The organism is Pseudomonas sp. B37(2017) (assembly GCF_002112885.1).
Lineage (GTDB): Bacteria > Pseudomonadota > Gammaproteobacteria > Pseudomonadales > Pseudomonadaceae > Aquipseudomonas > Aquipseudomonas paraglycinae.
The window spans coordinates 372146-392865 of the sequence record NZ_NEIX01000002.1 but is presented as its reverse complement, the minus strand read 5'-3'; the positions used below and the strand labels follow the sequence as shown (position 1 = coordinate 392865).

The window sequence follows — 20720 nt, the reverse complement described above, 5'->3', positions numbered from 1 at the left end:
ATCGCCGCCCGGAGCAAGCTCGCTCCCACAAGAAACCAAACTTGTTTCACCATAAAAAAGACAATCGGAGACACGCCATCATGGCTTTGGATTTATTCGTCGTCCTCATCTACGCCGCCGGCATGCTCTTGCTCGGCTACTTCGGCATGCGCAAGGCCAAGACCAACGAGGACTTCCTGGTCGCCGGGCGTAACCTCGGCCCGAGCCTGTACATGGGCACCATGGCCGCGACCGTTCTCGGTGGCGCGTCCACCGTCGGCACCGTTCGCCTGGGCTATGTGCACGGCATCTCCGGTTTCTGGCTGTGCGCGGCACTGGGTTGCGGCATCGTCGCGCTGAACCTGTTCCTGGCCAAGCCGCTGCTGAAATTGAAGATCTACACCGTTACCCAGGTCCTGGAAAAACGCTACAACCCGATGGCCCGCTCGGCGAGCGCGGCGATCATGCTGGCCTACGCACTGATGATCGGCGTGACCTCGATCCTCGCCATCGGCACCGTGCTGCAAGTGCTGTTCGGCCTGCCGTTCTGGATCTCGGTACTGCTCGGCGGTGGCGTGGTGGTGGTGTACTCGGCCATCGGCGGCATGTGGTCGCTGACCCTGACCGACATCGTCCAGTTCATCATCAAGACCGTCGGCCTGATGTTCATCCTGTTGCCAATCTGCCTGTACCGCGTCGGCGGCTGGGACGAGCTGGTGCTGAAACTGCCGGCCACCGCCTTCAGCTTCACCACCATCGGCTGGGACACGATCATCACCTACTTCATGATCTACTTCTTCGGCATCCTGATCGGTCAGGACATCTGGCAACGGGTGTTCACCGTCAAGAACGAAAAAGTCGCTCAGTACGCCGGTAGCTTCGCGGGCATCTACTGCATCCTCTACGGCCTGGCCTGCGCCCTGATCGGCATGGCAGCGCACGTGCTGATCCCGGATCTGGACAACGTCAACAACGCCTTCGCCGCCATCGTCAAACTGTCGCTGCCGGACGGCATCCGTGGTCTGGTGATCGCCGCTGCCTTGGCCGCGATGATGTCCACCGCCAGCGCCGGCCTGCTCGCCGCTGCCACCACCCTGACCGAAGACCTGCTGCCGAAACTGCGTGGCGGCAAACAGTCGAGCCTGGGTGTGAACCGTCTGTTCACCCTGCTGACCGGCATCGTGGTGCTGGGCATCGCGCTGGTGGTCAACGACGTGATCAGCGCCCTGACCCTCGCTTACAACCTGTTGGTGGGCGGCATGCTGATCCCGCTGATCGGTGCGATCTTCTGGAAACGCGCGACCACTGCCGGCGCCATCGCCAGCATGGGCCTGGGTTTCGCCACCGCCCTGCTGTTCATGTTCAAGGACGGTCTGGATGCCAACACGCCGATCTACTACAGCCTGGCCGTGGGTCTGGTGAGTTTTGTGGTGGTCAGCCTGATGTCCCGTCGCCCAAACGTGGTGGCCAGCGCGATCTAAGCTGAACACAACGACTTGATGCTTTCTTCGGCGGGTGTGGCGTCGGTTGCCACACCCGTTTTTTTCGTCTCAAGGAAAGTGCTTATGAAGATTGTTTCTCGCGATCAGTGGTTCGAAGTGCAAACCCTGAGCGACGGCATTCGGCTGATTCACGAGCCGTTCATCCGCCCGTTCTATCGCTGCAACCTGTGGCACGTTCAGGGGCGGGACAAGGATCTGCTGCTCGACAGCGGTTCAGGGCTCGTGAGCCTGCGCGAGCAACTGCCGTGGCTGACCGAACGGCCATTGGTGGCGGTGGCCAGTCATTGCCATTTCGACCATATCGCCGGGCATCACGAATTTGCCGAACGGCTGGTGCATCCCGCCGAGGCGGACATTCTGGCAGCGCCGGATGGCGAGAACGATCTGAGCCAGGCCTTCGTCGGCGACGACATGTTCGAAGCGCACCCGGATTGCCCGTTGTGCTACGCCGAATACCGGGTCAAGGCGGCGCCGGCCACCGGGTTTGTCGAGGATGGCGATGTGCTGGACCTGGGCAATCGCACGTTGCAGGTGCTGCACACGCCGGGGCATTCACCGGGGGGGATCAGCCTCTACGAAGCGGCCACGGAGACACTGTTCAGCGGCGACATCATTTACGACGGGCCGTTGATCGAAGACGCCTACCATTCCAACCTCGATGATTACGCCGCCAGCCTGCGTCGATTGCAGGGATTGAAGATCCGCACGGTGCATGGCGGGCACTTCGGCAGTTTTTCCGGAGAGCATCTGCGCGGGATGATTGACGAATGGTTGCGCCGGCACGCCTGAGGCCTGCTGTACTTCAGTCAGACCAACAACCATAAAGATCTGCCATGAGAAGAGCTGCCGTGCGTGCTGCCGTGCACCGGTTCATCCTGCGCCTGCTGGAAAATCGTGAATTCGACGACAACACCAGCCTCGCGCAACTGGGGCTGGAAAAAGCGGATATCGAGGATCTGATCTTCCATCTGGAAGATGAATTCGGACTGACGGCCTTCACCGCCGAAGAGGACCGGATGCTCAAGACCGCGAAAACCGCGAATGACCTGAGCCGGTTTCTGATGGAAATCGGGCGTCACTGAAAACAAAAGATCGCACCCGGCCGCCGCTCCAATGGAGCGACGGCCGGGTGCGATCTTTTGTCGTTTAAATCCTTTGATCCTTCAAAGCGGGGCATTACCGCCGACGTGGCTGACGCCGACGCTGTTCGTCATCGGTGCGAATCGGGACCGGTTGCAGAGGCGGTTCGATCAAGCCGAGGGCAACACCCAAATCGTGCAGCCAGTTTTGAATTTTCTCTTTCATCGTCATGCCCCCTTCAGGGTGGTGCTGAGCGTCCGGAATTCTGAGGCCGCTTCGCACTGATAATAGTCCGAAGTCCTACGCAATGCTCGGCCAAATCCGCAATGATCTGTTACTGAATTGATCCAAATCCCTGACCGTTCGTTCAAGCCGTTTCCCGCACGTCTTCGCCAGCCACGGGATAGAGCGCCTGCTGCTGTTCGATCCACGCATTGAGGTTGGCGCCGACCATGCCCCGCCGCCACATGAGCCATGTTGTCGCACTGGCAAAAGGCTCGGCCAGCGGGTGCACCGCCACGCTTTCGCGCCCCGGCAGGCTGGCGAGCATCGACTCCGACATCAGCGCCACGCCGCTGCCGGCAATCACGCAGGCGAGCATGCCCTGATAGGACTCGATCTCCATCGCCCTCCCCATCGCCGCCTGATAGTGGGCAAACCACGCTTCCAGCCGCGCACGATAGGCGCAGCCATGGCGAAAGGTGAACACCGCCCGCCCCTCGACATCCCTGGCGCTGCGTATCGGCGGGTGATCGGCCTCGCTGATCAGCACCAGCCGTTCGTTGCACAGCGGCACACCGTCGATCCCGGCCAGTTGCGGCGGGCCATCCACCAGCGCGGCGTCGAGACGACCGGTGAGCAGGCCTTCGAGCAATTCACCACTGGGACCGGACTGCACCTGAAGATTCACCGCCGGATATTGCTTGTGATAGCGCGCCAGCAGCGCCGGCAAATGGATCGCGGCGGTGCTGTACAGCGTACCGAGCACGAAATCCCCCGCCGGTTGCCCGCCCATCACCGCTGCACTGGCCTGATCGCGCAGGGCGAACAGTTTGCCGGTGTAGTCCAGCAGGACTTTTCCCGCAGGCGACAACTGCAAACGCTGACGCTCACGGACGAACAGTTCGACACCCAGTTGCTCCTCCAGCTGTTTGAGCCGGGTCGACAGGTTCGACGGCACGCGGTGCAAACGTTCGGCGGCCCGGGTAATCGAGCCCTCCTCCGCCACGGCCTGGAAGATCCGCAATTGGCTGAACTCCACAACCTTTTTCCTGAACAGAACAAGTTACTCACTATTATTCAATTTTAAAGAAAGTCAATTAGTCCTAGCCTGACGGTCATTGAACCTCCAACGGAATTCAGACCATGTCACCGCTGATTCGCTTATCCGCCTGTTTCATTGCCCTGATGATGGCCATGGGCATCGGGCGTTTCGCCCTCACCCCGCAACTGCCGCACCTGCTCAGCGAAGGGCAGATCGACCTGACCGCCGCCGGTCTGATCGCAGCCGCCAACTACCTCGGCTATCTGCTCGGCGCGGTGGATACGATGTTTTCCCGTCGGCCGGATCAGGTGCAGCGGCGCCTGCATGGCGGTCTGTGGTTGTGTGTGTTGCTGACGCTGGCGTCGTTCTGGGCCAACGGGTTCTGGTCGCATCTGCTACTGCGTTTCGGCACCGGTGTGGCGAGCGCCTGGGTGCTGGTGATGATTACTGCGCTGAGTCAGCCGCTGGCTGCGGCGGCGGGTCGTCCGAGATTGGGAGCGCTGGTGTTTGCCGGGCCGGGGCTGGGGATTTTTCTGACTGGGCTGTTGGCGCTGTTCTCACATCTGGCGCAGCAGACTTCCGCGACTCTGTGGCTGATCTATGCCGCCGTGGCGCTGGTGATGTTGCTGGGGATCGTGCGGATCCTGCCGCAACCGGGCGTCGGTGTGCCGGTCGTGCCGGCTGCCGTGAGTTCATCGAATCGCGGCATTGGGCGTTTGGCGGTGGTGTATGCCTTGTATGGCGTGGGCTACATCATCCCGGCCACGTTCCTGTCGCAGATGGCCAACGCGCAGTTTCACGGGCAATGGCAGGCGGATCTGTTCTGGCCGTGCTTCGGCCTCGGCGCAGCGATTGGCGTGTTGCTGGTGAGTTTGCGACGGCACGATCCGGAAACCACCCGGCACTGGTTGATGGCGACGTTGTGGCTGCAGGCTGCTGGCGTGTTCGCTTGCCTGTTGGGCAGCGGCCTCGGCCTGGCATTGGGCGTGATCCTGTGCGGCACGCCGTTCCTGGCCTGCATGCAATTGGTGATGCAACGCTCCCGGGAACTGGCGCCCCACGCCACCCAGCGCAACGCTGGCCTGCTCACCGCATGCTTCGCCGTCGGTCAGCTCAGCGGGCCGTTGCTGGCGGCGGTCAGCAGCCACTTCAGCGGCGGCCTGCAACCGGCGCTGGTGATTGCCGGCAGCGGCCTGCTGATTGCCGGCGGTCTGGCGTGCAAATCGGTTACGGCTGGCCGAGGGCTTTGCGCAAACGCCGACGCACCCACTGTTCCGCGCTGACGAAAGTGATGCCGAGCAACACCAGCACCGCGCCGATGATGAAGTTCAGGCTCAGTTCTTCGCCGAGCAGCACCACGCCGAACGTGACGCCGAACAACGGCGTCATGAAGGAAAACACCGCGAGGTTGGCCGCCAGATAACGGCGCAGCAGCCAGAACCAGGTCAGGTAACTGAAGAACGACACCACCAGCCCCTGAAACAACACGCTGCCCACGGCCACGGCGGTCAGGCTGACGTGGGTAATCTGGCCGCTGAGCAGCGCGATCAGCAACAGGCCGATGAAACCGACGATCAGTTGATAGAACAGGGTCAGGGTCACCGGCGCTTCCGACAGACGCGAGGCGCGCACCACCACGGTGGTCGCGCCCCAACTGGCACCGGCCAACACGCCGAGGGCATCGCCCATCAACATCCGGCGGTCGAGGTTGTCCCACGACACGCCGCCGGCAAACGCCACGGCAATCCCGACGAACGCGAGGAAAATCCCCAGCCACTGCACCGGCCTCAAGCGCTCGCTGGGCAACAGGAAATGGACGCCCAGCGCAGTGAAGATCGGCGCGGTATAGAGGAACACCGACATGTGCGCGGCGGTGGTCAACTGCAAGCCTTCGGAGATTAACAGGAACTCGAGCCCGAACAAGGCACCGGCCAGCAAGCCGCCGCGCCAAGTGTTGCCGACCTGATCCCAGCCGCCCTTCCAGCAGATCAGCAGTCCTACCAGCAACGCGGAAATCCCCGACCGCCCTGCCGCCTGCATAACCGGCGCAATGTCGGTCGCCGCCCACTTGATCATCACCTGCTGCACGCCCCAGATCAGGCACAGGCCGATCATCACTTGCAGGGCAAACCCGTCGGCACTGCGCCGACTGACGCTCACCTCGACACCTCTAACACACACAACATGGCAGTTTTTCCAATGGTCAAACAAAGCCCCGGCTCTTTGTCCGGGGCGAAAAAGGATGGCAGGGATTATCAACCAGTCGGACAGAAATTGCCGCCCGGCAAACACATGCAATTGCCCTGTTGCGTCATGCCCGCCGTCAGCTTCGGCGCGCGGCCCAGAACCCGACCGTACAGGCCAGCGCCGTGGCAAATGTCCCCCAGGCCCAATCCATCAGCGACACCTGCGCCGACCAGCCACGCAATGTCGCCCAATTGGTCAGGTCATAAGTGCCATAAGCGACCAGCCCGAGCAGTGCGCCCATTCGGGCGGCGCGTTGCCAGGTCAGCGACGGCAGCACCACAAACACCACGCAGCCGAAAACGTACAGGCAATAAAAAACCGCTGCTGGCACCAGCAACGGTTTTTCGAGCATCAGCGAACCGAGCAGTTCGCGATAGGTCGGCGCCATCAGCACGCCGAGCCAGAGCCCGTCGAGCAGAAGAAACGTCAGCAGCGTGGCGACGTAGGCAATCAGTGCTTTTTTCATCTGCCCGACCTCAAGTAAGCCCATGCAACATGGGCCACGTCAGGCTCAGGTTAGTTCAATGCGATCGGCATGAATGACGATCTTGCCTTCCTTGTACAACGAACCGATGGCCTTCTTGAAGTTGCCCTTGCTGACACCGAACAGGCTGCTGATCAATGCCGGATCGCTCTTGTCGCTGACGGCCAGGGAGCCATCGTTTTCACGCAACTTGGCGAGGATCTTCGAGTTCAGACTGCTGGCCGCTTCCTGCCCCACCGGTTGCAGGCTCAGGCTGATCTTGCCGTCGGCGCGCACTTCCTTGATGAAGCCTTTCTCGCGCATGCCGGAACGCATGAACTTGAAGATTTCATTCTTGTGAATCAGACCCCAGTGCTTGTTGTTGATGACGGCCTTGAAACCCATGTCGGTGGATTCGGCCACCAGCAGATCAACTTCCTGGCCCACGCTGTAGTTGGCCGGGGTCTTGTCCAGATAACGATCCAGGCGCGCGGTCGCGGTGATGCGGCGGGTGTGTTTGTCTAGGTAGACATGCACCACGCAGTACTCGCCGGCGGTCATCTGGCGTTTTTCTTCGGAGTAAGGCAGCAGCAGATCCTTCGGCAGGCCCCAATCGAGAAACACGCCGATGCTGTTGACTTCAACAACTTTCAAACTGGCAAATTCACCGACCTGAACTTTTGGTTTTTCAGTGGTGGCAATAAGTTTGTCATCGCTGTCCAGATAAATGAAAACATTGAGCCAGTCTTCATCTTCGCTGGGAATATCTTTAGGGATATAACGGTTGGGCAAAAGAATTTCGCCGTCGGCACCGCCGTCCAGATATAAACCGAAGTTAGTGTGTTTAACCACTTGCAAACTGTTGTAGCGCCCGACTAAAGCCATTTCCAATACCCTCATTGCGTGGGCGGCATTCTACCCGGTTTTGCCGGGTTCGTCGGTCGCCAGATCGGACGGCTGACCGAAAATCTGTGGGAGGCCTTGATTTTCCTGGATTTCGCGCCGCACGCGCGCCACTCGTCAGGCCAGCGTGACGGCTTTCGCCTGATCCCGACACAGGCCGGCATCCTCAAATCGAATAAATGTTGTTATTTAAAACAGCAGGTTAGCGGGATATTTCGAATAATTAATCGAGAATAATCCACCTGCACGCTGGGTTATTCCGGGGGATATTTACCAAGCAATTGTCAAGTTATTCCTGTACGATGCCTGGCCGAGTTACTTTTCTACAGGTTAATGGCCGCCATGCGTGTAAAAGCATCCACCAGCAAAGCAAAGCCAGCTCCAGCCGTTGAAACCAGCGAATCGATCAACGATCAGATCGCGGCATTCCTCAAGTCCGGCGGCGAGATCCAGCAAATTGCCAAGGGCGTCAGCGGCCAGACGTTCGGCCCGTCCAAGCAGATCAGCCTGGGCAAGAAGTAACACCCCGCAGCACACCTGTCCAAAGGCGCTTTGAGCTTCGAAGCGTCTGGACCGGATCCCTCGCAAGACCTCTCTTACGTTTAATCAAACATTCAAAACAGCAGAAATCGACGAACGGCCCTCAATGCCGATCATTCGCCGGTATCCTTGCACGCGTCTGGATCAAGCGTTTCAGCAGGTTTGTCGCACCTGCGCTCGCTGCTCAAGGAGTGACGCATGCTCAAATCTTCCTGTTTATTGCTTGTAGGCCTGCTGGCGAGCCCGGCGGCGCACGCGCAGATTTTCCAGCGTGAACTCGGCGATTTCGACCTCAAGCTCGGCACCACGCCCAGCCGCAGCATGGCCCAGGGGCTGGTCAAACCTTCGGCGGTCGGCTCGTTCCACGGCGGGCTGGACCTGAGTCACGACAGCGGCCTCTATGTCGGTCAGTACGCACCGAGCATGGGCCTCACGCCGGGGAAGAATCTCGAAATCGATTCCTACGTCGGCTTTAAACAACCTTTCGATCAAACCCTCGGCTACGAAGTCGGGATGATCCATTACAGCTATCCCAAGGTCGACACCCTCGACAGCCAGGAACTGTTTGGTGGCCTGACCCTGCTCGGCAGCCGGATCGGCATCGCCCTGAGCAACGATCCGGATAAACAGAACAACACCCTGTTCGCCGACCTGGGCGGCAATCAGCCGTTCGGCATCGGGATCAGCATGAAATACACCACCCATCAGCTCAACACGCCGGTCTCGGTGGACGGGGGTTATGTCAGCAGTTTTACCGATTGGTCGGTGAAATTTTCCCGGCCGTTCATGGGCATCGACCTCGACTTGATCTACAGCAATTCAAGCCTCAGCGGCAGCGATTGCTCGGCCTATTCCGGGCATAACAGTCAGTGCGACGGGCTGGTCACGCTCAAGGCCGAACGCGCGTTCTATTGATTGGCTGAACTGCCGGGTCCATCCTGCGTTCACATAAGAATCAGACCCTCAAGGCTGGCTTTCGCAAGGACTCGCCCATGTCTAGCTGGTTCAAACGCCTCGCCGTTCTACTGATCCTCACCCTCACCCTCGCCCTCGGCGCCTGCAGCCGCGTCGGCCTGGCCTATCGCAATCTCGACGTGATCATTCCGTGGACGCTCAGCGACTACCTGGACATGAACGGCGAGCAGAAAGGCTGGTTCAACGAGCGCCTCAGGGAACACCTGAGCTGGCATTGCACCACGCAGTTGCCGGGTTATCTCGACTGGCTCGATCGCCTGCAAACCATGGTCGAGACCAATCAAGTAACCGACGCCGCGCTCCAGGACCGCACCGCAGAAGCCAAGCAGGCGATCGCCGAAACCGCTCGGGAAATCACCCCGTCGGCGATTGAATTGCTGCAAGGGCTGGATGACAAACAGGTCGCCGAAATGAACGACGCCTTTGCCAAAGACCTGCAAAAGCGCCAGCAGGAATACCTTAAGCCACCGCTGTCGCAGCAGATTGCCGAACGTGGCGCGCGCATGGACAAGCGTCTCAACGACTGGCTCGGCCCTTTGAGCGCCAAGCAGGAGCAGCGCGTGATGGCCTGGTCGACCGCCCTGGGCGATCAGAACACCCAATGGATCGCCAACCGCGCCCACTGGCAGAAGCAGTTCAGCGCGGCGGTGGCGCAACGCAACAGTCCCGAATTCCCACAACGGATCGAGACGCTTCTGGTCAATCGCGAACGTTTATGGACAGCGGATTACCAAAAGGCCTACGCCAATACCGAGGCGCAGGCCCGTTCGCTGTTTGTCGATCTGATGGCCGACAGTACGCCGCAGCAACGCCAGCGCCTGTTGAAAAAGATCGAGGGGGTGCGCAAGGACTTCAATGATTTGAAGTGCCTGAAGGCCGCACAAAAAAGCTGAGTTCACTGCAAAACCCCTGTGGGAGCGAGCACGTTCGCTCCCACATTTTGTGCAAAGCCTCAGGCGATCTGCGCCTTGGAGGCCACCTCATCGAACGTCAGCTCATCCAGCGCGTCTTCCTGATCATCCAGCACTTCGCGCGGATGATCATTGCCGGGAATGCTGCTGTCGATCAGGCTCAACAAGCTGGATCCGCGCGGGGTCAGGCTGAAGTTGTTGCCGGTGCTGCCCTCGTCTTCGCCACGGGGCTGGATGTAACCGCGCAACAGCAACAATTGCTCATAGTCGCAGGCGAGCGTTTTCAGGTGATCCAGATTCTCGATCGGCTCGCCCGCCGCCGCTTTCTCCGCCGCATAGTCTTCGGCAAAAGACCGTGGCGCAAAGCTGTGGCCCGCGCCGTTCTGCACTTCATGCAGCAGGCGTTCAATCAAATCCCAGTTATAAGTCGTCATCCTGATTCAACCTCCGGTGCGCGTGATTTTTTGGCGCGTTCACAGGTTGTGACCGGAGCGCTGCGCCACCGTTCAGGATTATTCGGCGCCCCGACCGACCGGCGGTCTGTCGATTTCCCGGGTGGTTGAACGACTAGTCTGAGACAGACGGTTTCAACCCCCGCAGGAGAAATCATCATGAACGTTGAGAATCATCCGGTGGTGTCGCGCGAAGAATGGCTCACCGCCCGTAAGCAGCATCTGGCCGATGAAAAGGCCTTCACCAAGGAACGCGACCGCCTCAGCGCCAAACGCCGCGCCCTGCCCTGGGTGAAGGTCGACAAGGATTACCGCTTCATGGGGCCGAACGGCGAGTTGAAACTTGCCGATCTTTTCGGCAAACACAGCCAACTCGTCGTTTACCACTTCATGTTCGCCAAGGGCTGGGAAGAGGGCTGCCCGGGCTGTTCATTCCTCAGCGATCACATTGATGGTGCTAACCAGCATCTGGCCCATCACGACATTGCGCTGGTGGCGGTGTCCCACGCACCATTCGCCGAATTCCAGGCCTTCAAGCGGCGGATGGGCTGGACATTCGACTGGGTATCGTCGGACGGCTGCGATTTCAACTACGACTTCGGCGTGTGCGCCCGTGCTGAGGATGTCGAAGCAGGCAAGGCTACGTACAACTACGAAAAGACCGACAGCGGCGAGGAAGAAATGCCCGGGCTCAGCGTGTTTTATCGCGCCGACAACGGCGACATTTTCCACACCTACTCAACCTATGCTCGCGGCCTCGACCTGCTGGTCGGCGCCTACAACTACCTCGACCTCACGCCCAAGGGCCGGAACGAGGATGAGATCATGGAATGGGTGCGACACCATGACCGCTACGACGGGGCAGCAAAATCCAGTTGCTGCCATGATGGGTAACCCGTCAGCGTGAACGGGTTCAATGGTGCCGCAGGATGTGCGATGCTAGGTCGAACGAGCCGTCACGGCTTAGTTCGACTATAATTGGCACATTCCCGCATCAAGAGGCCGATATGGAAAAGCTGAGTCTGCAAACCAAGAAAGCCTGGTTCGCGAAGCAACGCAGAGCCAATTTCGCGGCCAGTCTGCGCCTGGAAGGCTTTGTTCCATCTCCGACTGATGGCGATATCAAACTTCCCACCAGGGCCGCTGCCTTGAGAGCGATCCAGCTCTTGAAAGCTTGAGCAACGATAAATACGGTTCTGACCAAGCCCCGGATTGTTATCCGGGCACTGACGTTCTTGTCAATTTGCTCGACTTACGCAATGCCGAAGACCTGGATGAGGCAGAACGCTACATCAACGAAGTCGCCTCTGCGCGTTTGGAATTCATTCCTCCTCCCTACAGTCTTGCAACTTTAAAACGGGTGCACCGCACCTTGTTTGAAGCGATCTATCCATGGGCTGGCGAAATCCGGACACTGGCGATCAGTAAAGGCAGTACGCGATTTTGCAGCCCGGAATACATTGAGCGTGAAGTCGCTAGAGAACTTTCGAAAATGGCGGACGCTGGGTGGTTTGAAGGGTTTTCCCGTCAACAGCTGGTTTCAGCAGTCGCCGCTTCGTATGGCACTCTCAATGTGGCTCACCCGTTCAGGGAAGGAAATGGCCGAACCCAGCGCATCCTGTTTGAATACATCATTTTCAACGCCGGTTATCTCATCGACTGGGGGATGGTCGATCAAGAGGAATGGATCAAGGCATGTATTCACTCCTACCACGGTGATGACGATCTTCTTGTCGATGTATTCAACCGATGCATAGGCATTTCAATTGCCGAGGTCGACTTTTGAACAAGGCATCCCCCTAACGCCAGTCGCAGTGAACTTTTCGCTAGCCAGAACCCTCAACCGGTTAACCCGCCTTAACCGGAACTGAGGCCTGCCCCCATGAAAACCCTGCTCAAGCTCACCCTCGCTGCCACGCTCGCCTGCGCCCTGCCCGTTTGGGCCTGTACGCCGGAGGAAGCCACCGCAAAACGCGAGCAACTGGCCAAGGAAGTCGCGAAGCTCACCGAGCAAAACCCGACCAAGGCCAAAGAGATCAACGCCGAGTTGCAGAAAATGGACCTGGGCACCGCCTCCGCCGATCTGCCGGACAAATGTCAGTTGATCGATCAGCGCTTGAAAGAGCTGGGATCGGCGGAGAAAAAAACCGAGGGATAACACCCGCTTAGACAACGGCAGGCTTTGGCATCGATCAGGCTAAATCGATACCAAAGCCTGCTTCCTTTTGTCCGGAAATTTGCACTAGTGCATTTTGTTATTTGCACAAATGCATATTCACACCTAGGGTTACCCCGAGCCTGATCGGAACTGGCCATCGGAGATGGCAACCCTTTAGCACCGATCGCTCGGCAATACCGTTACCCCGCAAACGCGGAACGATTGTTTTCATTCATGGAGGATTGAAAAATGTTAACCACTGAAACAACGGCATTCACCGGCAACACCCTGCCCGAATGTCTGATCGGCCATCTGCTCGACCCGCAACTGGTCGAGGTCGAGGCAGCTGTTCAACAGCGCGCCCTGGCTGCTGCCAGCCTGAACTTCACGATGCAGCAACAGACCCAGACCAACTGGTGCTGGGCCGCCGCTTCCGCCTCGGTCGGCAATTATTACGGCACCGGGTCCTGGACCCAATGCGCCGTTGCCAGCGCCGCGCTGGATCGCAACTGCTGCAATCAACCGGGGCCGTGCAACGTGTACGGCTATCTGGACGTTGCGCTGAAGATCACCCGCAGTTTCAACGGCATAAATTCGGGCTCGTTGCAGATGTCGGCCATCCAGAACCAGATCAACATGGGCCGCCCGATCGGCCTGCGTTGCGCCTGGTACGGCGGCGGTGCGCACTTTCTGGCGATCTACGGCACCAACGGCAATTACGTGCTGGTTGCGGACTCGATTTACGGCTATTCGACCCGCGCGCTGAGTTCCTTCCCCGGTTCCTACAACGGCGGCGGCAACTGGACCCACACTTACTTCACGGCGAAAAACTAGGAGGGCGACATCATGCAACTGACTTATCCAAAGGCGCCTTCCAACGGCGTACAGACTTTGCGTCCGGCCCTGCAGGCCGCGTTGCAAACCCAGGGTTTTGGCGTCAATCGCCAGTTCGCCAGTGCTGCGCCCGCCGGGATCAGCCTCAGCGAAGCCTATCGTGGCTACTCGCTCAGTCTGGACGACCTGAGCCAGGGCAAAGGCCTGAAAAACGCCCGAGTGGGCGATTGGCATTACCTGGTGTTCTCAGGCGGGGTGTCGATTGCCGATGCACAGTTGGCCGAAGTACGTGGTCACGTCGAGTTCGCCTCGTTGAACCACGGCAGCCTGGCGGCCGCCACGGTCGATGCGCTGAGGCTGGCGGAGCAATCGCCGCAACTGAAGGGTAAAACCGTTGAGCTGCGGATGCTGTTTGTGTCGGCGCTGCACCTTGTAGCGATCTGGCTGCATGCGGCCGGCGAAGACGTACTGATCCCGATCGAGCCAACCCCAAAAGAACTGGCGCTGACCGGGCTGTACAGCGAGGCCGCCCTGCTCGCACAGCTCAAACCGGCAGCCGATCAGGCCAAGCGGCGCTTTGATGCCGACACCACTGGCCTGCTGGGCAGTTGATAAACCCTGGCGATAAAAAAACCCGGACCATGTCCGGGTTTTTCTTTGCCTGCCTGAAACGACTTATTCAGCCGCTGGTGCTGCCGGCTTGCGGCGTTTCAGCGGGGCCATGCCATCGCTGCTCACCAGAGCGTCCGGCTTCGGACGGTTGGCGCTCTTGCGCTTGGTCGGGGTCTTGGCGGCGGTTTTCTTCTTGTCGCCCTTGGCGTCTGTCTTTTTCTTCTTCACGCCGACAGCCTTGCCCGAGGCCTTGACCTTTTTCGGTCCGCCGTAGGTGCCTTTGACTTCCTTGATCGTGCGGCGCTCGAAGCTCTGCTTCAGATAACGCTCGATGCTCGACATCAGGTTCCAGTCGCCGTGGCAGATCAGCGAGATCGCCAGACCGTCGTTGCCGGCACGGCCGGTACGACCGATGCGGTGTACGTATTCGTCGCCGCTGCGTGGCATGTCGAAGTTGATCACCAGATCCAGGCCATCAACGTCCAGACCACGGGCCGCCACGTCGGTGGCCACCAGGATCTTAACGCCGCCCTGCTTCAGACGGTCGATCGCCAGTTTGCGATCCTTCTGGTCTTTTTCGCCGTGCAGCACGAACGCCTTGTATTCCTGGGCGACGAGGCGACCGTAGATGCGGTCGGCCATGGCCCGGGTGTTGGTGAAGACGATAGCCTTCTGATAGGTCTCGTTGGCCAGCAGCCAGTTCACAATCTGTTCTTTGTGCTGGTTGTGGTCGGCAGTGATGATCTGCTGACGGGTGGTGTCGTTCAGCTGGCTGACCGCGTTGAGCTGCAGGTGCTCAGGGTTGTTCAGCACCTTGGCGATCATCTCGCGCAGGCCGGAACCGCCGGTGGTGGCGGAGAACAGCATGGTCTGCTGACGGTTCGGGCATTCGTCGACCAGACGCTGCACGTCTTCGGCGAAACCCATGTCGAGCATGCGGTCGGCTTCGTCGAGCACCAGCACTTCGACTTCTTTCAGGTCGAGGTTGCCGGCGTTCAGTTGCTCGATCATCCGGCCCGGAGTGCCGATCAGGATGTCCGGCACCTTGCGCAGCATGGCGGCCTGGACCTTGAAGTCTTCACCGCCGGTGATCAGACCGGACTTGATGAAAGTGAACTGCGAAAAGCGCTCGACTTCCTTCAGGGTCTGCTGGGCCAGCTCGCGGGTCGGCAGCAGGATCAAGGTCTTGATGCTGACGCGGATCTTGGCCGGGCCGATCAGGCGGTTGAGGATCGGCAGGACGAAAGCGGCGGTCTTGCCGCTACCGGTTTGCGCCGTCACCCGCAGGTCACGCCCCTGAAGCGCCAGCGGAATGGCCGCGGCTTGCACAGGCGTTGGCTCGACAAATTTCAGCTCGGCCACGGCTTTGAGCAGGCGTTCGTGCAGGGCGAATTGGGAAAACACGGGTGCTACCTCGAAGATATGCAAAAAATCAGCTGCATAGGTTACCGGTTTCGAGCGCTCAGGCCGAGTTTCTTTGTGAAATCCGCCGTAATCAGTGGCTTTTTTGTTGCTCGATTTGTCTCCAACGGTAATACACAGCGTCTTAAATGCTCTAATCGCCCGTCGCGTCTTACAGAAGAATCGTCTCGCTCATGGATTTCAAACAGCTCTGGCTCAACGCCCAAGACCTCTGGGGTGCCCTCGAACAGCACCCGCTCCTGCACGCCGGCCTGGCTTTGGTCCTGCTGCTGGTGATCGCGCTGGTCCTCGGACGAGTGGCGCGTTACCTGATCCTGCATGCCAGCCGCATGCTCGGTCGCCAGCCCGCCCTGCACTGGATTAACGACTTTCGCCACAACAAGGTGTTTCAGCGTCTGGCGCAGATGACGCCGTCGCTGGTGATCCAGTTCGGCCTGCACCTGGTGCCGGAACTGAGCAAGACCGCCACGGTGTTCCTCGGCAACGTGGCGCTGGCGTTCACCATTCTGTTCCTGCTGCTGTCGGTCAGCGCCCTGCTCAATGCCCTGCTGGACATCTACGCCCGCACCGAACACGCTCGCACCCGCTCGATCAAGGGTTATGTGCAACTGGCGAAAATGGTTCTGTACGTGTTCGGCGCGATCATCATCGTCGCCACCCTGATCGACCGTTCGCCGCTGTTGCTGCTGTCCGGTCTGGGTGCGATGTCGGCGGTGATCCTGTTGGTCTACAAGGACACCCTGCTGTCGTTCGTCGCCAGCGTGCAACTGACCAGCAACGACATGCTGCGGGTCGGCGACTGGATCGAAATGCCACAAGTCGGCGCCGATGGCGATGTGGTCGACATCACTCTGCACACGGTCAAGGTGCAGAACTTCGACAAGACCATCGTCTCGATCCCGACCTGGCGCCTGATGTCCGAGTCGTTCAGAAACTGGCGCGGCATGCAGCAGTCCGGCGGGCGACGGATCAAGCGCAGTCTGTTCATCGACGCCAGCGGTGTGCGGTTCATCCGCGACGATGAAGAAGAAAAACTCTCCCAGGTACACCTGCTGACTGCGTACATGGGCCGCAAGAAAGCCGAGCTCAAGGCCTGGAACGAAGCGCAGGGGAACGTCGCGGCGATGTCGGCCAACCGTCGGCGCATGACCAACATCGGTACGTTCCGCGCTTATGCGCTGGCCTATCTGAAGAGTCACCCGGAGATCCAGCCGAACATGACCTGCATGGTCCGCCAGATGCAGACCACGGCCCAGGGCATTCCGCTGGAAATCTACTGCTTTACCACCACCACGGTGTGGGCCGATTACGAGCGGATCCAGGGGGATATTTTCGATTACCTGCTGGCGGTGCTGCCGGAGTTCGGGTTGAGCCTGTATCAGCAGCCGAGTGGTGGGGATTTGCGTTCCGGGATATTGCCGGCAGTCCTTGGCGCGAGCCACATTCCAGAAGCCGAAAAACGTCTGATGTAACACCACAAAACCTGTGGGAGCGAGCTTGCTCGCGATGAGGGATTATCAGCAACAAATTCGTTGACTGACACTCCGCCTTCGCGAGCAAGCTCGCTCCCACAAGTACTGCATCTATTTCGAAATGCCGATTTATCAGGCCTGCCGCTGCGGTGCCTTGTGCACCATGGTGTAGGCGTAATCGACGCCCATGCCGTATGCGCCGCTGTGTTCCAGCACCAAGTCCATTACCGCCTGATACGTGTCTTTGTGCGCCCAGTCACGCAGGTAACGAAAAAAAAGGGATAGGGGGCATCTATTCCGGCGAGACTCAGCCGGTATCGGTGCCAAGTGTGCCCCCTCTATATCGCAGCGAAGTTACGCTGTCCTGTCGCCTCTGTGCGCATGGCAAGGATTCCTTGGTCAAAATTCACAAAGGGGGCATCCCCTTTTTCTGACGGCTTCGCTGGAGTTCTCCGTTTTGGCACCGGTTTCGGTTGGGGTGTCGGTTCGCTGGTTGGTGGCTGCGGGCTTGCAGGAGCTGATGCTGGAGCAGGAAGCGCAGTAGTGGCTCCCGGTATCGCTACGGGTTGAGCGGTGTAAACGAAGCCAAATACTGCAATCCCCAGCGCTGCGACGCCGAGCATTGTCAAGCCTTGGCAACTGACTTTGTAAAAGAAACTCTCGGCTTGCTCAATCGGATCGCCTACCATTTTTTTGAATTCGGCTTCCGAGAGGAATCGATACAGCTTCGATTGCCAATCCAGACGCAGCTTCCGCTGAATGTTTATGAATTTACGGCCGGACATCACGTTCAGCGTCGTGTAGCCGAATGCAACCGCCATCACAAGTGAAATGAGGTATGGATTGATCTGCAGAGTGAGCCGCGCAACGATCAAGCCCAAGCCCAACGTCAGCGCTGTCGAGATCGCTGCAATCGCCTGCCGGGTCGCATCTGTCGCTTTTGAGGTCTCCTCGGTAACAGCTTTGCGAAGGTCTCCCAAGGACTTGAGGGTGTCCTTGGTGATCTCCGAGACTGACATCTGATAGGCGATCCTCGCGCAATCCAGTGCTGCCGAGAGGTTCTCTTTAAGGTACTGCAGTACTTCTCCATCCGCCCTACCCGATCGAGCGATCTCAGCGGACAGTAAAATATGCTTTACCTCAGCTTCCCGTGCGTTGTCGAACACCCATGCTGCGGCGTCGTGAACGACCACGAAGTCTTTCAGCGTGACCTGCGCCACGTCGTCGACCACTTCCGCGAGCGTCAGATTGAGCTTAGGCGGTCCTTTGAAACTGAGCTTGCACCCGGTCGAGTCGATCTCATTCGCAAAGCAACGACTCAGAGCGTCAAAGGCCTGGGTTGCCCAGGCCATATGCATAGGTTCAGCCTCATCGAGGTCATGCCCTTCGGCGAGAAGCCAGTGGCGCACATCCTCTGGCACAGTGCGCACGTTAGCCGACTCTTTCACTAAAAGCCGGGGTGACTTCGTCGCTTGAGATTCGACGTAGGCCTCTTCTATACCCCAATCGCTGTACGCCCGAGCCCGAGTATTGAAAGGTTTAGCCAGACCTAGAACGTACCATCGTTGTGCAGGATGGCCCTTATCAAGAAAGGATTTAAAACCCGCCTCTGTGGCCACATACAAGGCCTCAGCTTGATCATGTCCCTCCGAGAGCGGTTTCACGATCTCGGCGCGAAACGGCCCGAAAGCCTCGTCCCCCTCTTCGACCTCAGTTTCGCCGTCTGCGCTGTCAAACATAGTGATCGGCCAAGCAGCAGCGGAGGTGGCCTGAGCGATTGACCGAGCAGCATCAGCAGATAGGTCAGACACAATGAGAGTGGTATTCCCCTCAGTAATCAGCGCCTGCCCGTTACGTGACAGCTCGTTAAGAAGGCTGGCCAAGCTTTGGTGTGACAACACTGTCCTCCTTGACCTTGTCTGTATCCACGATGATCTGCTTCTTGCCCCCCTTCAGATCGATCACCTTCACGTTGGGGTTTTCCGCCCTATCGGGGAACAGAATAGTGACGCCTTCAGTCGTGACTATCTTACGCATGTACGGCTGCCGGAGGATGCGCCGATCTGGCTTAAAGCTGAGCTCGTGCAATTTGCTCTTCCGGATACGGCTGCGCGTTTCACGCTCCAGACGATTGGCTACTTTCTCATCCTCGGGATGCCCTGCTGCCAACATCACAGCCTCAACGATTGCTTCTTCATTGATCCGTCTACGTGTGCCCAAGTTGGCTTGAGCTTTCTGCAGCGCCTTGGCCACATCCTGGCCAGGCAGGTGATCTATGCAAGTCTGGAGTGCCGCCTTGAGTACCTTGCGGGTAATGTCACTTAACTCGGTGTCCGAGACCGCCCGGCTCACCGCCAGGAAGTCAGCAAAGTAGTCCGTCAGATCTACACCCTGCTTCGTACGATCAGTGGCGGAAATGTCCTTGTCTGCAACACCATCGACGACACGGAAGAGAGCCGTTTTCTGAATGGCCTTCTTTTCGTCTACCAGGGCATTAACGATACGGCGCAGTTTCTTCCCAGGAGCGCCGTCGTTCTGCTCCAAGGCAAGCTTGTAGTCGTATTTAATCAAGCTGTAGATCTTCACATCGGGGTCATTGACCGAGAGCTCGAACATCAGCAGAACTCCATCAGCACTGCCGCCCACGTGCTGCCGGTTAAAGCTCGCTGCGAGGCTTTGGGCACCATCGACAAACGAGATGTCGCCGGTTGCGATGGCTTCAATTTCGTTCCGGGTGGCAGACACAGCTTTGAACATGAAGACCGGCGCAGTGGCCATATCCACAATTTTACCGATAAAGAATGCTTCCTCCTCCAAGGCGCGCTCCGGCAGCGCCTCAAAGTTCTTGGTACCCACCACATGCAGGATCATCCGAGTGATCTTTAGTGAATCTATCTCTTCGTCCGAAAAAAAACTCATGCGATCTCCATGTAAGCAGCCCCCTCCTGCCCAGTAAGAGGAACTACTCGCCTCGGCAAGTACCTAGGCGGCAATGACGTATCGATTGCAGCCTTGCAAAGGCCGATATCATCCCCGTAAACGTGGGATTGGTTGTGGCAGTGGTTGGAGCATATACGGAAAGACTGGCAAGCAGCCAGTATCTCGGACCGCGTGCCACTTGGGTCGGATGGCGAGGAGCTGCAAGAATGCTGAAGGGGATCCGGGGTCGCAGAGTGTCCATTTGGGGCGAAAAAAATGGACTTTGAGCGGCACAGGTAAAAGCGAGTATTTACGGGGTTTCAGCTGTCCATTTATCGATCTAAGTCACTACTATGGCTATTTCGACAAGACCATCGTCTCGATCCCGACCTGGCGCCTGATGTCCGAGTCGTTCAGAAACTGGCGCGGTATGCAGCAATCCGGCGGGCGACGGATCAAGCGCAGCCTGTTCATCGACGCCAGCGGTGTGCGGTTCATCCGCGACGATGAAGAAGAAAAACTCTCCCAGGTGCACCTGCTGACCGCCTACATGGGCCGCAAGAAAGCCGAGCTCAAGGCCTGGAACGAAGCGCAGGGGAACGTCGCGGCGATGTCGGCCAACCGTCGGCGCATGACCAACATCGGTACGTTCCGCGCTTATGCGCTGGCCTATCTGAAGAGTCACCCGGAGATCCAGCCGAACATGACCTGCATGGTCCGCCAGATGCAGACCACGGCCCAGGGCATTCCGCTGGAAATCTACTGCTTTACCACCACCACGGTGTGGGCCGATTACGAGCGGATCCAGGGGGATATTTTCGATTACCTGCTGGCGGTGCTGCCGGAGTTCGGGTTGAGCCTGTATCAGCAGCCGAGTGGTGGGGATTTGCGTTCCGGGATATTGCCGGCAGTCCTTGGCGCGAGCCACATTCCAGAAGCCGAAAAACGTCTGATGTAACACCACAAAACCTGTGGGAGCGAGCTTGC

The 20720-nt window shown here is 58.8% G+C and carries 23 protein-coding genes and 2 pseudogenes; 15 read left to right on the top strand and 10 right to left on the bottom strand.

The window, feature by feature from the left end; translation table 11 throughout:
• Nucleotides 1–80 precede the first annotated feature (80 nt).
• From CAF90_RS08425 to CAF90_RS08415, 3 genes are all read left to right on the top strand, one after another.
• Nucleotides 81–1460: a sodium:solute symporter gene (locus CAF90_RS08425; protein WP_085605676.1), complete on the top strand. Its 1380-nt coding sequence runs from the start codon at nt 81–83 to the stop codon at nt 1458–1460.
• An 84-nt stretch (nt 1461–1544) separates the two neighbouring features.
• The gene (locus CAF90_RS08420; protein WP_085605674.1) at nt 1545–2270 is read left to right on the top strand and encodes an MBL fold metallo-hydrolase; all 726 of its coding nucleotides are present in this window, start codon (nt 1545–1547) and stop codon (nt 2268–2270) included.
• Between the two features lie 44 nt (nt 2271–2314).
• Nucleotides 2315–2563: a hypothetical protein gene (locus tag CAF90_RS08415; protein WP_007956577.1), complete on the top strand. Its 249-nt coding sequence runs from the start codon at nt 2315–2317 to the stop codon at nt 2561–2563.
• 94 nt (nt 2564–2657) lie between these two features.
• Here CAF90_RS08415 and CAF90_RS29710 read toward each other — a convergent pair whose 3' ends face one another.
• Together CAF90_RS29710 and CAF90_RS08410 are read right to left on the bottom strand one after the other, a co-directional pair.
• Complete coding sequence (locus CAF90_RS29710; RefSeq protein ID WP_003184145.1) at nt 2658–2786, bottom strand: PA1414 family protein; 129 nt, start codon at nt 2784–2786, stop codon at nt 2658–2660.
• Nucleotides 2787–2928: 142 nt separating this feature from the next.
• On the bottom strand, nt 2929–3822 hold the full coding sequence (locus CAF90_RS08410) for a LysR family transcriptional regulator (RefSeq protein WP_007956575.1): 894 nt from the start codon (nt 3820–3822) through the stop codon (nt 2929–2931).
• Nucleotides 3823–3926: 104 nt separating this feature from the next.
• Here CAF90_RS08410 and CAF90_RS08405 point away from each other — a divergent pair, with 104 nt between their 5' ends.
• On the top strand, nt 3927–5108 hold the full coding sequence (locus CAF90_RS08405) for an MFS transporter (protein ID WP_085605672.1): 1182 nt from the start codon (nt 3927–3929) through the stop codon (nt 5106–5108).
• Here CAF90_RS08405 and CAF90_RS08400 read toward each other — a convergent pair.
• From CAF90_RS08400 to CAF90_RS08390, 3 genes are all read right to left on the bottom strand, one after another.
• Nucleotides 5053–5985 carry a DMT family transporter gene (locus CAF90_RS08400; protein ID WP_085605670.1) on the bottom strand — a complete coding sequence of 311 codons (933 nt, stop codon included), beginning with the start codon at nt 5983–5985 and terminating at the stop codon, nt 5053–5055. The two genes, CAF90_RS08405 and CAF90_RS08400, sit on opposite strands and share 56 nt — an antisense overlap.
• A 163-nt stretch (nt 5986–6148) precedes the next feature.
• A complete protein-coding gene (locus CAF90_RS08395) occupies nt 6149–6538 on the bottom strand; it encodes a DUF2177 family protein (RefSeq protein WP_085605668.1) in 390 nt (129 codons plus the stop codon).
• A gap of 45 nt (nt 6539–6583) precedes the next feature.
• Entirely contained in the window at nt 6584–7420 is an 837-nt protein-coding gene (locus CAF90_RS08390; RefSeq protein ID WP_007956570.1) for a S1 RNA-binding domain-containing protein, read from the bottom strand.
• 351 nt (nt 7421–7771) lie between these two features.
• Between CAF90_RS08390 and CAF90_RS08385 the strand changes: the two genes are divergently transcribed.
• The 3 genes from CAF90_RS08385 to CAF90_RS08375 all read left to right on the top strand — a co-directional run bounded on the left by CAF90_RS08385 (nt 7772) and on the right by CAF90_RS08375 (nt 9846).
• Nucleotides 7772–7960, top strand: coding sequence for a hypothetical protein (locus CAF90_RS08385; protein WP_016985943.1), 189 nt, complete (start codon nt 7772–7774; stop codon nt 7958–7960).
• 216 nt (nt 7961–8176) lie between these two features.
• Nucleotides 8177–8893 carry a TorF family putative porin gene (locus CAF90_RS08380; protein WP_007956569.1) on the top strand — a complete coding sequence of 239 codons (717 nt, stop codon included), beginning with the start codon at nt 8177–8179 and terminating at the stop codon, nt 8891–8893.
• 77 nt (nt 8894–8970) lie between these two features.
• Complete coding sequence (locus CAF90_RS08375) at nt 8971–9846, top strand: DUF6279 family lipoprotein (RefSeq protein ID WP_085605666.1); 876 nt, start codon at nt 8971–8973, stop codon at nt 9844–9846.
• Nucleotides 9847–9905: 59 nt separating this feature from the next.
• Here CAF90_RS08375 and CAF90_RS08370 read toward each other — a convergent pair whose 3' ends face one another.
• Complete coding sequence (locus tag CAF90_RS08370; RefSeq protein WP_007956567.1) at nt 9906–10298, bottom strand: hypothetical protein; 393 nt, start codon at nt 10296–10298, stop codon at nt 9906–9908.
• Between the two features lie 177 nt (nt 10299–10475).
• On the opposite strand from CAF90_RS08370, the gene CAF90_RS08365 reads away from it, so the two are divergent.
• The 6 genes from CAF90_RS08365 (at nt 10476) to CAF90_RS08340 (ending at nt 13920) form a co-directional block, all read left to right on the top strand.
• Entirely contained in the window at nt 10476–11210 is a 735-nt protein-coding gene (locus CAF90_RS08365; RefSeq protein ID WP_085605664.1) for a thioredoxin family protein, read from the top strand.
• A gap of 113 nt (nt 11211–11323) precedes the next feature.
• On the top strand, nt 11324–11494 hold the full coding sequence (locus tag CAF90_RS08360) for a YhfG family protein (RefSeq protein WP_085605662.1): 171 nt from the start codon (nt 11324–11326) through the stop codon (nt 11492–11494).
• Nucleotides 11491–12102, top strand: a complete 612-nt coding sequence (locus CAF90_RS08355) for a Fic family protein (protein WP_085605659.1) — start codon at nt 11491–11493, stop codon at nt 12100–12102. The genes CAF90_RS08360 and CAF90_RS08355 overlap by 4 nt, the downstream gene beginning before the upstream one ends.
• A 96-nt stretch (nt 12103–12198) precedes the next feature.
• Nucleotides 12199–12474, top strand: coding sequence for a hypothetical protein (locus CAF90_RS08350; protein WP_007956561.1), 276 nt, complete (start codon nt 12199–12201; stop codon nt 12472–12474).
• Between the two features lie 249 nt (nt 12475–12723).
• Nucleotides 12724–13308, top strand: coding sequence for a papain-like cysteine protease family protein (locus tag CAF90_RS08345; RefSeq protein ID WP_085605657.1), 585 nt, complete (start codon nt 12724–12726; stop codon nt 13306–13308).
• A 12-nt stretch (nt 13309–13320) separates the two neighbouring features.
• Nucleotides 13321–13920: a hypothetical protein gene (locus tag CAF90_RS08340; protein WP_085605655.1), complete on the top strand. Its 600-nt coding sequence runs from the start codon at nt 13321–13323 to the stop codon at nt 13918–13920.
• A 63-nt stretch (nt 13921–13983) separates the two neighbouring features.
• Here the strand turns inward: CAF90_RS08340 and CAF90_RS08335 are convergent, their stop codons facing one another.
• Nucleotides 13984–15324, bottom strand: a complete 1341-nt coding sequence (locus CAF90_RS08335; protein ID WP_085605653.1) for a DEAD/DEAH box helicase — start codon at nt 15322–15324, stop codon at nt 13984–13986.
• Between the two features lie 191 nt (nt 15325–15515).
• Between CAF90_RS08335 and CAF90_RS08330 the strand changes: the two genes are divergently transcribed.
• On the top strand, nt 15516–16814 hold the full coding sequence (locus CAF90_RS08330; protein WP_085605651.1) for a mechanosensitive ion channel family protein: 1299 nt from the start codon (nt 15516–15518) through the stop codon (nt 16812–16814).
• Nucleotides 16815–16946: 132 nt separating this feature from the next.
• Here CAF90_RS08330 and CAF90_RS29150 read toward each other — a convergent pair.
• From CAF90_RS29150 to CAF90_RS08320, 3 genes and pseudogenes are all read right to left on the bottom strand, one after another.
• Nucleotides 16947–17078, bottom strand: a pseudogene (locus tag CAF90_RS29150) (hydrolase); the annotation flags it as partial.
• Between the two features lie 74 nt (nt 17079–17152).
• On the bottom strand, nt 17153–18712 hold the full coding sequence (locus CAF90_RS08325) for a hypothetical protein (RefSeq protein WP_085605649.1): 1560 nt from the start codon (nt 18710–18712) through the stop codon (nt 17153–17155).
• Nucleotides 18681–19733, bottom strand: coding sequence for a hypothetical protein (locus CAF90_RS08320; protein WP_085605647.1), 1053 nt, complete (start codon nt 19731–19733; stop codon nt 18681–18683). Before CAF90_RS08320 ends, CAF90_RS08325 begins: the two co-directional genes overlap by 32 nt.
• Before the next feature lie 361 nt (nt 19734–20094).
• Between CAF90_RS08320 and CAF90_RS08315 the strand changes: the two are divergent.
• Nucleotides 20095–20691 (top strand): annotated as a pseudogene (locus CAF90_RS08315) (mechanosensitive ion channel family protein); the annotation flags it as partial.
• Between the last annotated feature and the right edge of the window lie 29 nt (nt 20692–20720).

Bases quoted from the DNA above. Each gene is read 5' to 3' on its own strand.
- CAF90_RS08375 (WP_085605666.1), top strand. From the start codon at position 8,971: ATGTCTAGCTGGTTCAAACGCCTCGCCGTTCTACTGATCCTCACCCTC.
- CAF90_RS08365 (WP_085605664.1), top strand. From the start codon at position 10,476: ATGAACGTTGAGAATCATCCGGTGGTGTCGCGCGAAGAATGGCTCACC.
- CAF90_RS08370 (WP_007956567.1), bottom strand. From the start codon at position 10,298: ATGACGACTTATAACTGGGATTTGATTGAACGCCTGCTGCATGAAGTG.
- CAF90_RS08395 (WP_085605668.1), bottom strand. From the start codon at position 6,538: ATGAAAAAAGCACTGATTGCCTACGTCGCCACGCTGCTGACGTTTCTT.
- CAF90_RS08385 (WP_016985943.1), top strand. From the start codon at position 7,772: ATGGCCGCCATGCGTGTAAAAGCATCCACCAGCAAAGCAAAGCCAGCT.
- CAF90_RS08345 (WP_085605657.1), top strand. From the start codon at position 12,724: ATGTTAACCACTGAAACAACGGCATTCACCGGCAACACCCTGCCCGAA.
- CAF90_RS08405 (WP_085605672.1), top strand. From the start codon at position 3,927: ATGTCACCGCTGATTCGCTTATCCGCCTGTTTCATTGCCCTGATGATG.
- CAF90_RS08330 (WP_085605651.1), top strand. From the start codon at position 15,516: ATGGATTTCAAACAGCTCTGGCTCAACGCCCAAGACCTCTGGGGTGCC.
- CAF90_RS08415 (WP_007956577.1), top strand. From the start codon at position 2,315: ATGAGAAGAGCTGCCGTGCGTGCTGCCGTGCACCGGTTCATCCTGCGC.
- CAF90_RS08390 (WP_007956570.1), bottom strand. From the start codon at position 7,420: ATGGCTTTAGTCGGGCGCTACAACAGTTTGCAAGTGGTTAAACACACT.
- CAF90_RS08340 (WP_085605655.1), top strand. From the start codon at position 13,321: ATGCAACTGACTTATCCAAAGGCGCCTTCCAACGGCGTACAGACTTTG.
- CAF90_RS29710 (WP_003184145.1), bottom strand. From the start codon at position 2,786: ATGAAAGAGAAAATTCAAAACTGGCTGCACGATTTGGGTGTTGCCCTC.
- CAF90_RS08350 (WP_007956561.1), top strand. From the start codon at position 12,199: ATGAAAACCCTGCTCAAGCTCACCCTCGCTGCCACGCTCGCCTGCGCC.
- CAF90_RS08425 (WP_085605676.1), top strand. From the start codon at position 81: ATGGCTTTGGATTTATTCGTCGTCCTCATCTACGCCGCCGGCATGCTC.
- CAF90_RS08360 (WP_085605662.1), top strand. From the start codon at position 11,324: ATGGAAAAGCTGAGTCTGCAAACCAAGAAAGCCTGGTTCGCGAAGCAA.
- CAF90_RS08420 (WP_085605674.1), top strand. From the start codon at position 1,545: ATGAAGATTGTTTCTCGCGATCAGTGGTTCGAAGTGCAAACCCTGAGC.
- CAF90_RS08380 (WP_007956569.1), top strand. From the start codon at position 8,177: ATGCTCAAATCTTCCTGTTTATTGCTTGTAGGCCTGCTGGCGAGCCCG.
- CAF90_RS08320 (WP_085605647.1), bottom strand. From the start codon at position 19,733: ATGAGTTTTTTTTCGGACGAAGAGATAGATTCACTAAAGATCACTCGG.